Raw genomic sequence first — 12,081 nt, 5'->3', positions numbered from 1 at the left:
TACTCAATCTTAGAAAAAACGATGTGCAGACAATCACTTGCAGCGCCATCCCGGGAAGATGGCGCTGTTGTTTTATCTTGCCCGGCACGCCTTGATGCACCCCGCGGAGATGAATACCGATGCCCCGCCTCCGAAATTCTGGGCGATTCCGCCCGCTTGCCCGAATCCGGCCTTCGCCACTACGAGGGTTGCAGCATCCTAGGAGGGCAGGACATTTTTACGCGACGCGAGACATCCTTTGGGCTTCTGGCGACGGGCATCGCTTCACTGGCCTGGCCTGCATCAGCTCACGACGGCGGAGTGGCGTCGCGGCTTGCGGAAGCCGCCCTGCCCTTCGATGCGGCCCAAGATCTCGGGCAGGATGCGAAGCTTGTAGAGGCTCTCGCTGCGGTCATCGGGGATCGCGATATCGTCATGCTGGGGGAGCCAAGCCATGGCGACGGCAGTTCAATCCGGCTGCGGGGCCGTCTGGTTGAGCTCCTGCATCGTCGCTTCGGCTTCGACGTCCTCGCATTCGAGGCCGACTTCTGGTCGCTCACCCGCGGCTGGGAAGCGATAAGCGAGCCGGCGCAAATCCGGCCGTTCGCGGACGGCAACCTCTACGACTTCTGGGGCCGCGCCCCGGCCGTCGACGGCCTTTGGACCTATGTGGAAGCCGTATTCGCCAAGGGAGGCCGCCTCGATGTGTGCGGTTTCGACTGCCGCTTGAAAGGCGAAATGGCACGCGAAAACCTGACGGCGACTCTCCGTTCCACCGTCGGGGCGAACCTCTCCGACGAACAGTTCAAGGCCTTTGCCGACGGCTACGCGGCGCTGCAAACCGCCGAGTTCGCCGTCCCTCCGCCAAAGGAATTGCAGGAGGGCTATTTCGCCTCGATCGATCAGATGATCACTGCGCTTCAGCAGGAAAACGTCTCGACCGATGCGGTTGAACAGGCCCAAGCCGAGCTGCTCAGTCTGGCGGCCTGGGCCCGGGTGGCTTGGAAGGGCCGCTCGAGAGACGAGGCGATGGCCGCCAACCTGGAATGGCTGGTCACGCAGAAATTCCCCGGCCGCAAGGTCATTGTCTGGGCGCACAACAACCACATCCTCAAGAACCCCACGGTCTACCTGGACATTCGCGACCCCGGCCCCGCTCAACAGATCGCGGCGATGAGCGAAGCGCAGAAGGCCGCCCTTTCCTATGTCGGCAGCGTCTCTTCCCGAACCTTTCCCGGCAGGGTCTGCGCCATCGCCACGACCCTGGGACGAGGTGAAACCAGCGCCCTGTTCTACAAGGCGCTGGACGGCTCGCAGATCGATTTCACCGTGACCCGCCACGTGCCCGCCCATGCGTCGGATTCGATAGAGGCCCTGCTTTTGGAAAAGAACGCGGAGGCGGCCCTCCTCGACCTGCGCGACCTGTCGCACGCAGACTTCTTCCGATCGCGCCTGATCGATCTGAGCTATCCCGCCGACGCGCCATTTGGGCGCGGCTATGACGCTGCCATCTATCTGAGAGATGGGCGCGGGCTCGCCTGACCGGCCATTTCCACGACCGGGGACCGCGCCGGTCGTCGGCGCGGTCGTAGCGGCTCATCCCCCTGCTCCAGAAGCTCGAGCGACGCCGTTTCGAGCATCGCCCGCTGGGCTTTGGCGGCCTCCAGTTCGGCTGCGATCTGACGCAGTTCGCGCGGATCGAGCACGCCACGAAGCTCGGCGCGCAGTTCTTCGATATGCTGTTCCAAGGTCATTTGAGCCTCCTGTCGAGTGAAAGACAGGGGTCGTTTCCGGCGCGGGGCGGGCCGGGTCAGGGACCGCGAAGCGGCCGCGCAGCGGCGATGGGGGAAACGATTTTTCCCGGCGCGCCCGGCGTTCGATCGGGAGGGCCGTCGTCTGTCCCCCGGGAAAAATGGTGGGGCCCCGTCGTCCTTGAGGCGGCCCGCCCCGCGCCGGATGATGGGGAGTCCGAGCGGACGTCCCCCGCTCCAGCACGGGCGCCGCCGCCCTGCTTTATGCGCCGCCGCCCTGCTTTATGCGCCGCCGCCCTGCTTTATGCGCCGCCGCCCTGCTTTATGCGCCGCCGCCCTGCTTTATGCGCCGCCGCCCTGCTTTATGCGCCGCCGCCCTGCTTTATGCGCCGCGCCGAACCACTGCGGCCGTCGAGCCATCCAGCAGCGCGAGGTTCTCGTAGCCGAGCCGCTGACAATGCGGCAGGAGTAGTTCGAAGACGGCGAGGGCCTTCTCGAAGGCGCCGGTGCAGCACCACATCATCACCTCCCCCGGCTCATCGGTGACGGTTGAAAGCACCTCGAAACGATCGCCCGACCCCTCTTCGTCGGCATAGAAATATTCTTCAGACTTCGGCATCTCCGTCTCCCTTCGCCGATTGACGGATGCAGCGACCGGAGCGGAAGGGCCGGGTCAGGGACCGCGCAGCGGCCGCGAAGCGGCGGTGGGGGAAACGATTTTTTCCGGCGCGCTCCGCGCTCTACGGATGCGCGCCGACGCCTGCCCGCCGGGAAAAATGGTGGGGCCCCGTCGTCCTTGAGGCGGCTCGCCCCGCGCCGGAGCCTGCATCCCATTGTCGACAACCCGATAGCGACGAGGCGCGCCGACCGACGCGAATGGCGTCGCAGTTAAATTCGCGCGCCACCGCGACCCTCCCCTTACGGATGGTCGCCTAGCGGCCGTCGCACCGCGAACAGACTGTCGGACGCCGTCGCCTCCGGCGGGGCGGAGGTCGACGCCTCAGGCCGGACGAGCGCGAAGAACAGGCTCTCGCCGGACAGAACGGCGGGCGGCATCTCGCGTGTCGCAGGCGCGCGGGCGAGCTGGGCGATATAGGCGCGCGTCTCGCCGGGAAGCGGCCGCCCCGTGGCCAGATGCTCGGCGTAGCGGCCAGGACCGGCGTTGTAGGCGGCGAACAGACCGGGATAGCCGAAGCGGTCGTGCATCAGCTTCAGATAGGCGGTCCCCGCCATGATGTTGTCGCGCGGATCGTGCGGATCGGACCCGAGACCGTAGCGACGGCGCATCGCGGCGTAGGTGCCGGGCATCACCTGCATCAGGCCCATCGCGCCCGCGCGCGAGACGATCGGCCGCCCGTCGAGATGGGTCCGGCCGCCGCTTTCGGCGCGCATCACAGCGGCGATCCACGCCTCGGGGACGCCGAACCGGCGCGAGGCTTCGCGGATCAGCGGCGTCCAGCGCGCGACGGCGGGCGACATCACGACAACCGCGTCCGGGACGGCGGGCGCAGCGTCGGCGACGGCGTGCGCCCCCGTCATTCCGAGAGCGAGCGCGAGCGCGGCGAGCCTCAGCGCAGCCACAGCGGGGTCGCCTTTCCGATCACGGCGGCGCGCGGGACGGGTCCGAAATATCGGCCGTCGAAGGAGCCCGGCGCGTCCATCAGCAGGAGGACCGCGCCGTTCTTGAGGCGGCGACATCCGCGCCACCAGGGCAGCGGGCGGCCGAGCCGGTCCGCCTCGCGGCGGGTCGCGACGAGGCGGGCGTTGACGTAGATCCACGGCCCGAGCGCGCAGACGAGGTCGCCGTCGGCGGCGACCACGCGCTTGAGCAGCGGCACGTTCGTCGGCAGGTAGCGGCGCTCGGCGGCGAGGCGGCGGACGCTCGCGGGCGTCGCCGCCAGCACCATGTCGCCGACGCCGTAGGCGGCGTGCGGATCGATGCGCCATAAGCCGATCGGCGCGCTGGCCGACGCGTTCCAGACGAGGCGGGGCGCGGGGCGGACGCCGAAGTCGAGCGCGGCGGGGACGCCGATGAGCGTCGCCCCGGCGGCGGCCGCGCCGAGCCAACGGCGCGCACGGCGGTCCGCGGCGCGGCTTCGCGCCAGCCAGCGGACGAACGGGAGCGGGGCGCGATCAGACATCGAACCGCCCCCGCACCTTGCTGCGGTTGGTCAGCGACCAGTCGTCGAGATCGTCGATGTGATAGCGGACATAACGTCCGTGGCGGCGGGGGCGCGGCCCCTCGCCGCGCCCCCGCATATTGTCGAGGGTGCGGCTGTCGAGGCCGAGATACCAGGCCGCCTGCGCGGTCGAGAGAAAGGGGCTGCCCTTGCGGGCGCGCGCGGCGCGCGCCACGGCGTCGTCGTCATCCTTGTCGATCATGTCTGTCTCCTTTCGCGGGCCGGACCGGCTCAAGGCGGGTCCGGCTGCGCGCGAATGGAGACGGGACCGACGCCCTGCGGCAGGCCCGTTCTGGCGGACCCGCCGAAACGTCCGGGGTGCAGACCGAACGTGAAAAGAGACCCCCGCGCCGGTGAGGCGCGGGGCTGCGACGTTCAGACGACGCTGTTGGGGATGATGGCGAAGACGTCCTCGTCATCCTGCCCGGCGGCCTTGCCGAGGGTGGCGTAGATGGGCTGGTCGCCGATCTGCGGGTGGAAGATGCGGACCGAGACATAGGGGCGTTTCGATTCGCGCCCTTCCCTCACCCACGCCCCGCCGAGTTCGCTGGGGCCGGACCAGATGCGGTAGTCCGGCTGGTTCTCGCGCTTCTTCTCCTCGTTGGGAACGATGGCGATGGGAAGCGGCTGGCGGCGGCCCAGGAGGGCGAGTCCGCCGGCGTAGCTGTTGGTTTCGGGGTTCAAGACGACGGTTCCGAGCGACATGATGCGGTTCCTTTCCGATCGTGCGTCGGGGCCGATCCCCGACGACAGGCGGACCGTTTCGGACGGGCGGGGCCGCACGAACCCCTTGGGCCGGAGCGAAGCGGCGGACCGGAGGCGCGGGCCTGTTTTGGAGCGAAGCGGCCGCGAGGAGGCGGCGCAGCCGCCGGGGAAAAGAGGCCCGAGCCCCGGTTTCGGGCGGCACGGCGCGGACGTAGGTTCAAGCCCAAGTCGGATGGATCGGCTCGCCGCGCATGGTCGGGGCTACCGCCATCGCGCCGGATGACGGAGCATGACACGCCCCGTCAACGCTTCACGGCGCGCACATCGCCGGGCCGGCGCACCTTCACTCCATGACAGGCTTCCCCCGAGGGGCGACGCGGCGTTCCGGTCAGCCGCTCGTCTTGGCCCCGCGCGGCTTGCGGCCGGGTTTGGCGGGCGCCGGCGACGCGACCCTCTTCGCCGGCCGGCCCGCGCGCTTCGGCGTTTGGCCGGACTTGCCGCCGAGGCCGATGGCCATGGCGGCGACGCGACGCTTCTCCGAATAGCCCGGCGCGACCATCGGATAGTCGGCGGCGAGGCCGTAGCGGGCGCGGTAGTCGTCCGGCGTCAGATCGTGGGCGCGAAGGTGGCGCTTGAGGCTGGCGTAGGGCTTGCCGTCGATCATCGAGAGGATGCGGTCGGGGTTCGCAAGAGACTTGCGGACCGTGACGGCGCGGACCGGCGCGGGCGCGTCGGCGACCGTTTCATCCGGCGCGGCGGCCCCGGCGAGCGCGCCGTGAACCGAGGCGATCAGGCGCGGCAGTTCGGCGGCGGCGACCGTGTTGTTGGCGACATAGGCGGCGACGACATCGGCCGTCAGGTCGATGAGGCTGGCGGTCGGCGCAGCGTCGTCGGTCATGAACAATTCCCCTTCCCAGCGTTCGGAAGGGCGGACGCTAGACGAACGACGCGAGGGATCAAACAGAATCCCGACGACGCCGGGCGCCTCCCGCCGTCGCGAGGGAACCCGACCCCGCGCCTGAACGCTTAGCGGCTGCAATTCCGCGCTCGGAAATGCATTGCGGCCCGGCGTGTCATCTCGCACCCCTGCGGCGCACCGGGCCGCTTCCCCATGGACCTCGTGACGATTCCCGCTAGGCTCCGCGCGCCGCTGTTCCGGTGCCGCGGCCGGCGGCTCGGGCGTCCTCGTGGGACCCGCACTCCGAGCCGCCACCGGCCGAGCGAACGCCTCGCGGCGCGCTACATTCGTTTGCAGTCTCGCGGCGCATCCTGACCTAGGGTCATGGCGAGCGGGGAAGCATCGACGTGACGGAAACCTCGGATTTTGAAATGATCGCGGCGGCGTGGCTGGAGCGGTTCGGGTCGCCCATGCCGGTCGCGGGCGAGATCGAACTGGCCTGGCGCATCCTCAAAGAGAGCGGCGTCGACCTGCCTCCCCCTGCGCCCCCGCCTCTGTCTTCCCCGGAGAACGTTCAGGACGACCCTGCGTCCGAAGATTGACCAAAGAATCGCCGCCCGTCGTCCCGGAGGGGCGCGGGCGGCGCGCGATTTTCGGGCCGCTGAAACGGGCGGCGGAGGCCGCCGCCCGTCCCGTTGCTATTCCGCCGCGATGGCGTAGGGCGCAGGTTCGAGCGCCTGCGGGGGCGGCAGCCGCCGCATGGCGGTCTTGACCGCGCCCCACCGATCGACCGGGGCGTAAATCCGGTCGGTGTAGCGGGCGGGCGGAAAGGCCATCCATTTCGGCGTCCAGCCGTCCACCTTGGCGCGTCCCCCCGTCCCGGCGAGGAAGTCGCGCAGGATGATTTTCTGCGTCTTCACATTCTCGGCGATATTGGTGTCCGCGATCCGCTTGCCGCCGACGTCGCGCAAGAGAGCGTTGGCGACGGCGCGGTCGCGCAGCAGGCCGAAAAAGGCGTCGTCGGGGGCCCACCAATCGGCCATATCGACCTTGAGATAGGCCCCGACCGCCTCGACCAGCGGGCCGCCGACCGCCAGCGTCTCGCCCATGACCACGGCGGCGACGGCGAACACCTCGTCGTCGGACAGCTTCACCAGCCGCGCGAACAGTTCGACGACCGGCGTCTCGCGCGCCTGCGCGCGGGCGACGGTTTCGTCGTCGGCGTCGAAACCAAGCAGGGCGAGGACGGCGCGGCGCCTGGCGTCGAAGACGGTTTCGGCGCTCGCGGTCTCGACGCTGTCGGCCATGGCCTCGTTGCGGACCTTGCGGTCCGCCGTGCGGACGCTCCACAGCGACGACCCGGCGACGGCGTGGGCGACGAGCAGGCGGAAGGCGACGGCGGGATGGTCCGCCAGCACCGCGCGCACGGCGGCGTGACGGTGCAGGTCGATATAGTCCTGCATGACGCCGGTCGTCTCGGGCTTGCCCGCGCCGGGCGGCAGGCCTTGCGCCTGCGCTTCGGCCTTGGCGGCGGCGGCGCGGGCGCGACGGGCCTCCTTGCCCGAGAGATAGCCTTCATGGACGGTCACGTCGCCGCGCCCGCTGACCGCAATGAAGACCTTGCCGCCCTTGTCCTTGGGCGTCTTCTCATGGTCGTAGCTGTAGAAATGCTCGCCCGTATCCATGATCTCGACGGCGGACCAGCCGTCCTCAAGGTAGCGGTCGCGCAGCGCCGCCACCGCCTCGTTCTGCATCGTCCAGAACAGGTCGGCGTCCTCGAAAATGCCGTCCTCCCCGAACAGGTCCGCCTTGATCCGGCCCGGATAGGCGTCGAGGTCGAAGAGGGCGACCTTGGTCGGGATCGACTGGCCGCCGAACAGCCACGCCTTCAACGACTGACCGGTGGGCGCATACTGCTCGGGATCGTCGTAGAGGGCGAGCCAGTCCTTTTGCTGACTGCGGCTGGCGAGCGTCAGGTGACGGACGGTGGCCGCGTCGATCTTGTCGGCGGCGTAGAGGGCGCGGATGCGCGGCAGGAGATTGCCGAGCGCGAGGATGCGCCGCACGTAGAGCAGGGTCAGGCCGAAGGTCTGGCCGATCTGTTCGGGGGTGCGTCCCTTTCGGATCAGTCCGGCGAAGGTCTCCCACTGGTTCACCTCGTCGGGGTCGAGCCGGGCGATGTTCTCGATCAGCGAGGCTTCGAGCGCGGCGGCGTCGTCGCCGGGCTCCATGATGGCGCACGGCAGGGGGTCGACCTCACCGCCCTCCTCGAGGACGGTGCGCGCCGCGAAGTAGCGGCGGCGGCCCGCGACGATCTCGAAGGTTTCGCCTTCGCCGGAGGGTCGGACGAGAAGCGGCACGAGGACGCCGCGCGCGCGGACGGTGGGCAGGATGTCCGACACGTCGGGCGGAGCCTTGCCGTGGCGCATGTTGAGCTTGGACACGCTGAGCTTGCCAAGGTCGATGTTTGCGAGTTGCATGACAGTCTCTCCTTCGGGAGTGACCGGCCCCGTCCGTTCGATCTATCTGACGGACGACGGGCGGGGCCGGGATACGCGGGAAGAGCCGCGCGCTCATCCTTGGCCGGGGTCGGCGCTCGGATCAGGGGACGCGCCGGGCGGGCTGGTCCGGCGCAGAAGGGCTTCGGCGCGGATGATCGACCCGGCGCGGCGCGCCCAGGCGGACCAGACCGACAGGCGGAAATGGGTCGCGAAATGAAGGTCGCGCTCGATGCCGAGGCCGAAGGGCAGGCGAAGGCTCGCGAGTTCCGTCAGGCTGAACGATCCGAGTTCGGGGGTCCCGAAGCCGAGGTCGGCCAGCCCGAACAGGGTGTCGCCGTCTTCGTCCAGTTCGGTCGCGAGCCATGTCGCCGCGCCGACCGGACTGAAGAATTTGACGACCGGAACGGGATCGGGCTCGGGCTTTTCGGCATCGAGCGCGGCAAGCCGGGCCTCGGCGTTGGCGCGCAGCCGGTCGCGATGATCGGGGGGCAGGAGGATCATGCCGCCGCCCTCCCCGCCTCACAGGCGACGGACGCGGCGGCTTCGTCCGCCTCTGGCGCATAGACCAGCAGGTAATCGGCGGCCTTGGACGCCTGCCCGGCGGCGCGGAAGATGGCGCGATTGTCGGACCGCAACACGGTCAGCCAATGCGCGAGATAGTCGGCGTGGCGGACGGTGGGTGCGATGTCGAGCGCGGCGCACAGGAAGGCGGAGCCGAGTTCGGCGGTCAGTTCCTCGCGCGCGTAGGCGGGGGTTCCGAAGCCGCCCGACTGGTCGCGGCGGAGCCGGGTCGGATGGCCGGTCCAGTGGGTCAGTTCGTGCAGCGCCGTGCGGTAGTAGTTGATCTGGTCGAAGAAGGCGGGCTGCGGCGGGATGCGGATATAGTCCTCGCCGGGGTGATAATAGGCGCGCTCGCCGCCGATGCGGACATCGGCCCCGCTGGCGGCGATCAGGGCTTCGGCGCGCGGGACGATCTCGCGTTCGGGAAGCGGCGCGGGCCCAAGGTCGGCATTGACGGCGAGCCGGTCCAGTCCTTCGCACTGGTCGAGATTGAAGACGGTGAAGCGCTTGAGAAAGGGGACGACGCGGGCGTCCTCGCCGGTTTCGCGGGCGCGCTCCTTCTCGGCCTCGGGGGTGAAGCGGTCGGCATAGACGACGGTCGTCCCGCGCTCGCCCTTGCGGACGCTGCCGCCCGCCGCGAGGGCCTGACGGAAGGTCAGCCAGTTCTGCGAGGCGTAGCCTTCGGAAAAGCCCGCGCCCCACAGCAGCAGGACGTTGATCCCGGAATAGCGGCGGCCGGTGGCGGCGTTGCGCGGCAGGCCTGGACGGCCCGCCCCGGCGCGGCCCCATGGCCGGACCCATGGGAAGGTCCCGGCTTCCAGTTCGGCGATGATCTTGGCGGTCACCTCGTCATAGAGGTTGGCGCGCGGTTCGGCGGCGGGCGAAGCCCGCCCTTTCCCTTGCCCTTCCCGTTCGGGCGGCGCTGCGGCTGGCTGTCCTTACGCATGGCGATCCTCCTTCCCCGCCCCAAACCCCACAGCCTCTTCCGGAAGCAGGGGGTGGACGGCGAAGGCGTCCTGCAGGACGCGCCCTGCAAGGCGGGCGTCACCCAAGGGGCCGGAGCGGAGCGGAGGAGCGGCCAAGGGGCGCTTGGCGCGCGCCGGGGCGCGTCCAGAAGGGCGCGTCGGCCACCTCCCGCTTCAGGGAGAGGCCCAAACAAAGCCGCCGCGCGTCTGCGCGGCGACCGTCAATGGGGAGCGTTGCGGGGGGCGAAGCCCCCTGCTCGAAGGGGTAGCGGGAGACCGCGCGCGGGCTCCCGCTCAGGGAAAGGCCTTCCCCTCTTCCTGCATCAACGGCGCAAGGTCATAGGCAGCCCCTCCCTGGTCGTCATGACCCGGATGTCCTTGCGATCGGCGGCGCAGCGGACGACGGTCGCCCTTTCGCCGAGCCAGAGCAGGTCGCCGTCGCAGGGCGCGCCGTCTATCTCGGCGACGATCAGGTCCCGCACAAAACCGACCTTGACGACCTCGCCGTGGAAGGCGCCGATGGAGCCGGCCATCCAAAAGGCGGCGGGAAGCGCCGGGATGATCGTCACCGCGGCTTCGAGCCAGCGGGTATTGGGCTTGGCGATACGGGCGTCGAGAATGATCCGGGCTGCGGCGACCGTGGCGATGAAGACGAGGACCAGGCGCAGGGGCAGGCCGAGTGGGCCGACGAACCAAAGCGCGCCGCCGACGATCGCGACGATCCAGAGCGCGATAGTCACGGAAGCGCGCGGCGTCTCCCGATAAAGCCAGCCGCCCGCATAGGCGAACATGACGGGTACGCACAGCAACGCGCCGAGGACGAAGGCGAGCATGACGCTGGGAGCCGCGGTGTCGGCCATGGTGATCAGCTGAAGCCCAGACAGCCCCCATTGGCCGAAGATCGAGCACAGGAACATCATCAGGACGGTGAAGCCGCCTACCGACAGGAGCGGCAGCAACAGGAGCAGGCGCGTCAGATTGAGCGGCAGCGTGGGTGTTTCGCGGGAGGCGTCGGTCATGGCTTTCTGCTTTTGCAAAAAGCCGCTCCGCTTGTCGGCGCCGCACGATTCGGCCAAGGTTAAGGATGCATCGCACCGGAATGTCGACGTCATCGATCCGGGCGATGTCAGGTCGGATCGCCGCCCCACAGGACGACATGCTCGCCTGTGGAGCGGAACGGGCGAAGCCCCCTGCTCGAAGGGGTAGCGGGAGACCGCGGGCGGGCGCCCGCTCAGCGGAAGGCCTTCCCCTCCCGCGCCTCCCGAGCGATTGCGGTTGGGCAAACATGCGCGACGGCGTTCGGCTCCGCCCGAAGGCGGCGTTGCCGATTCTTAGGCGCTCAGCTTGCGAACCTCGATCCGGCGCGAGGCCGCCTCGACGCTGATTTCGAAATGCTCCGCCTGCACGACCTCGGTGACGCCGACCGGTCGGTAGGCGACGATGTTGCATCCGCCGCGATGGCGCAGGCTGTCGTAAAGAAGCCCCGACGCCAGGGACGCCCGTACGCCTTCGCCGAAAGCCTGTGCAGCGTCGTAACTGTCGGAGGCGTAGGCTTCGGGCAAGGCGGTCTGTCGGCCGCGAATGTCGCGATAGTCGCCGATCAAGGCAGCGGTATAGTTGCGATAGGTCCGCCGCATTCCCTTCACCGATCGCGCCACAGCTTCGCGACGCAGGTGGTGGCCGACTTCGGCGGCCGCGGTGACGATCGACGCCGCCGCATACCAGGCGCCGAGGTCCGGACCGTTGAACCGCATGCCTCCGGGCGCGACATGGAGGAAGGACGCCATGACGATGCTGGCGTTGGCGCGACCGTAGACCCACTGATCGCGCGGAAGGCGGTCGATCCGTTCAGCGACCAGACGGTCATTGGTCCAGCCCGCCAGCTCCATCACCGCCGCCGCGTCGGCCGCCGTGGCGACGGTGTCGAACAGGCCGATCGGCGGAAAGCGCGACGGCACCAGCCGGTGGGCCGGACGGGGCGCGGCGACTAGCTTCTCCATCAGCTGAAGACGATCTCGCTGTCGTCATAGGCTTCGAACGCCGCATCGAGGGCGTTGGGTGCCATGTAGGCCCCGCCCCGCGCGGCGTCGAGGAAGCGGCGCACCGTCATCAGACCGTCCTGGGTCCCGTTGGTCACGAGGTTGATGGGCGGATGTCCGCCGAACACCGCCGCATCGTGCGGTCGGAGCAGCCAGTCGACGCCCGCATGCTCATCGGCGAACAGGACGCCCAGAGCCTGATGGATGCCGAACAGCGCCGAGATCCGCGTCAGCACATCGACGTCGAGCGTGATCTCGCCATGCTCGCGCGCCTGCTTGCACCAGCTCTGATAGGTCGAGCGCGACGGGTAACCGAGGATCAGGCGGCGCTGCTCTTCGTTCAGCCCCCAGAGATCGGCGATGGCGGTGAATGTGCGAAGCGCGGGCGCGCTCAGACGGCGCCGGTTCGCCGGGGCGAAACGCGCCACATCGAGGCGCGGCAGCTCCGCTTGAGGACCGCGACCGGAAACGATGCCTATTGCCATGACCATCTCCTAACAAA

The 12,081-nt window shown here is 69.3% G+C and carries 15 protein-coding genes; 2 read left to right on the top strand and 13 right to left on the bottom strand.

Annotation, left to right across the window (positions count from 1 at the left end; translation table 11 throughout):
- Nucleotides 1-156: 156 nt before the first annotated feature.
- Entirely contained in the window at nt 157-1,521 is a 1,365-nt protein-coding gene (locus AC52GN_RS07030; protein ID WP_269298664.1) for an erythromycin esterase family protein, read from the top strand.
- On the opposite strand, the gene AC52GN_RS07025 is transcribed toward AC52GN_RS07030, so the two are convergent.
- The 7 genes from AC52GN_RS07025 to AC52GN_RS06995 form a co-directional block, all read right to left on the bottom strand.
- Nucleotides 1,491-1,733: a hypothetical protein gene (locus AC52GN_RS07025; protein WP_496528612.1), complete on the bottom strand. Its 243-nt coding sequence runs from the start codon at nt 1,731-1,733 to the stop codon at nt 1,491-1,493. The two genes, AC52GN_RS07030 and AC52GN_RS07025, sit on opposite strands and share 31 nt — an antisense overlap.
- Nucleotides 1,734-2,112: 379 nt before the next feature.
- On the bottom strand, nt 2,113-2,349 hold the full coding sequence (locus AC52GN_RS07020) for a hypothetical protein (RefSeq protein WP_496528611.1): 237 nt from the start codon (nt 2,347-2,349) through the stop codon (nt 2,113-2,115).
- A 299-nt stretch (nt 2,350-2,648) separates the two neighbouring features.
- Nucleotides 2,649-3,269 carry a lytic transglycosylase domain-containing protein gene (locus AC52GN_RS07015; RefSeq protein ID WP_269298658.1) on the bottom strand — a complete coding sequence of 207 codons (621 nt, stop codon included), beginning with the start codon at nt 3,267-3,269 and terminating at the stop codon, nt 2,649-2,651.
- Between the two features lie 29 nt (nt 3,270-3,298).
- Nucleotides 3,299-3,871 carry a S26 family signal peptidase gene (locus AC52GN_RS07010; protein ID WP_496528610.1) on the bottom strand — a complete coding sequence of 191 codons (573 nt, stop codon included), beginning with the start codon at nt 3,869-3,871 and terminating at the stop codon, nt 3,299-3,301.
- Complete coding sequence (locus AC52GN_RS07005; protein ID WP_253107899.1) at nt 3,864-4,112, bottom strand: helix-turn-helix transcriptional regulator; 249 nt, start codon at nt 4,110-4,112, stop codon at nt 3,864-3,866. Before AC52GN_RS07005 ends, AC52GN_RS07010 begins: the two co-directional genes overlap by 8 nt.
- 173 nt (nt 4,113-4,285) lie before the next feature.
- Nucleotides 4,286-4,615, bottom strand: a complete 330-nt coding sequence (locus AC52GN_RS07000; protein WP_200165134.1) for a DUF736 domain-containing protein — start codon at nt 4,613-4,615, stop codon at nt 4,286-4,288.
- Nucleotides 4,616-5,003: 388 nt separating this feature from the next.
- Nucleotides 5,004-5,513, bottom strand: a complete 510-nt coding sequence (locus AC52GN_RS06995; RefSeq protein WP_234287783.1) for a Ros/MucR family transcriptional regulator — start codon at nt 5,511-5,513, stop codon at nt 5,004-5,006.
- A gap of 407 nt (nt 5,514-5,920) precedes the next feature.
- Between AC52GN_RS06995 and AC52GN_RS06990 the strand changes: the two genes are divergently transcribed.
- A complete protein-coding gene (locus AC52GN_RS06990; RefSeq protein WP_253107900.1) occupies nt 5,921-6,115 on the top strand; it encodes a hypothetical protein in 195 nt (64 codons plus the stop codon).
- Nucleotides 6,116-6,211: 96 nt separating this feature from the next.
- Here AC52GN_RS06990 and AC52GN_RS06985 read toward each other — a convergent pair whose 3' ends face one another.
- The 6 genes from AC52GN_RS06985 to AC52GN_RS06960 form a co-directional block, all read right to left on the bottom strand.
- A complete protein-coding gene (locus AC52GN_RS06985) occupies nt 6,212-7,993 on the bottom strand; it encodes a ParB/RepB/Spo0J family partition protein (RefSeq protein WP_269298653.1) in 1,782 nt (593 codons plus the stop codon).
- A gap of 93 nt (nt 7,994-8,086) precedes the next feature.
- Entirely contained in the window at nt 8,087-8,515 is a 429-nt protein-coding gene (locus AC52GN_RS06980) for a DUF2958 domain-containing protein (RefSeq protein WP_269298651.1), read from the bottom strand.
- Complete coding sequence (locus AC52GN_RS06975) at nt 8,512-9,420, bottom strand: ArdC family protein (protein WP_496528609.1); 909 nt, start codon at nt 9,418-9,420, stop codon at nt 8,512-8,514. Before AC52GN_RS06975 ends, AC52GN_RS06980 begins: the two co-directional genes overlap by 4 nt.
- A 443-nt stretch (nt 9,421-9,863) precedes the next feature.
- Nucleotides 9,864-10,559 (bottom strand): hypothetical protein, encoded by a 696-nt coding sequence (locus tag AC52GN_RS06970; protein WP_253107904.1) that lies wholly within the window; start codon nt 10,557-10,559, stop codon nt 9,864-9,866.
- 312 nt (nt 10,560-10,871) lie between these two features.
- Nucleotides 10,872-11,540 (bottom strand): RES family NAD+ phosphorylase, encoded by a 669-nt coding sequence (locus AC52GN_RS06965; protein WP_253107905.1) that lies wholly within the window; start codon nt 11,538-11,540, stop codon nt 10,872-10,874.
- Nucleotides 11,540-12,064 carry an antitoxin Xre/MbcA/ParS toxin-binding domain-containing protein gene (locus AC52GN_RS06960; RefSeq protein ID WP_496528608.1) on the bottom strand — a complete coding sequence of 175 codons (525 nt, stop codon included), beginning with the start codon at nt 12,062-12,064 and terminating at the stop codon, nt 11,540-11,542. Before AC52GN_RS06960 ends, AC52GN_RS06965 begins: the two co-directional genes overlap by 1 nt.
- Nucleotides 12,065-12,081: the final 17 nt, after the last annotated feature.

The sequence above is a fragment of the Brevundimonas sp. SS2672 genome (assembly GCF_059579685.1).
The sequence above is the reverse complement of the archived record's forward strand: the minus strand, read 5'-3'. Positions and strand labels throughout refer to the sequence as shown.

What these genes read in the sequence shown, in the direction of transcription:
- AC52GN_RS07025 (WP_496528612.1), bottom strand. Translation starts at nt 1,733, where the DNA reads ATGACCTTGGAACAGCATATCGAAGAACTGCGCGCCGAGCTTCGTGGC.
- AC52GN_RS06970 (WP_253107904.1), bottom strand. Translation starts at nt 10,559, where the DNA reads ATGACCGACGCCTCCCGCGAAACACCCACGCTGCCGCTCAATCTGACG.
- AC52GN_RS07015 (WP_269298658.1), bottom strand. Translation starts at nt 3,269, where the DNA reads ATGACGGGGGCGCACGCCGTCGCCGACGCTGCGCCCGCCGTCCCGGAC.
- AC52GN_RS06960 (WP_496528608.1), bottom strand. Translation starts at nt 12,064, where the DNA reads ATGGCAATAGGCATCGTTTCCGGTCGCGGTCCTCAAGCGGAGCTGCCG.
- AC52GN_RS07000 (WP_200165134.1), bottom strand. Translation starts at nt 4,615, where the DNA reads ATGTCGCTCGGAACCGTCGTCTTGAACCCCGAAACCAACAGCTACGCC.
- AC52GN_RS07020 (WP_496528611.1), bottom strand. Translation starts at nt 2,349, where the DNA reads ATGCCGAAGTCTGAAGAATATTTCTATGCCGACGAAGAGGGGTCGGGC.
- AC52GN_RS06985 (WP_269298653.1), bottom strand. Translation starts at nt 7,993, where the DNA reads ATGCAACTCGCAAACATCGACCTTGGCAAGCTCAGCGTGTCCAAGCTC.
- AC52GN_RS07010 (WP_496528610.1), bottom strand. Translation starts at nt 3,871, where the DNA reads ATGTCTGATCGCGCCCCGCTCCCGTTCGTCCGCTGGCTGGCGCGAAGC.
- AC52GN_RS06965 (WP_253107905.1), bottom strand. Translation starts at nt 11,540, where the DNA reads ATGGAGAAGCTAGTCGCCGCGCCCCGTCCGGCCCACCGGCTGGTGCCG.
- AC52GN_RS06980 (WP_269298651.1), bottom strand. Translation starts at nt 8,515, where the DNA reads ATGATCCTCCTGCCCCCCGATCATCGCGACCGGCTGCGCGCCAACGCC.
- AC52GN_RS06995 (WP_234287783.1), bottom strand. Translation starts at nt 5,513, where the DNA reads ATGACCGACGACGCTGCGCCGACCGCCAGCCTCATCGACCTGACGGCC.
- AC52GN_RS07005 (WP_253107899.1), bottom strand. Translation starts at nt 4,112, where the DNA reads ATGATCGACAAGGATGACGACGACGCCGTGGCGCGCGCCGCGCGCGCC.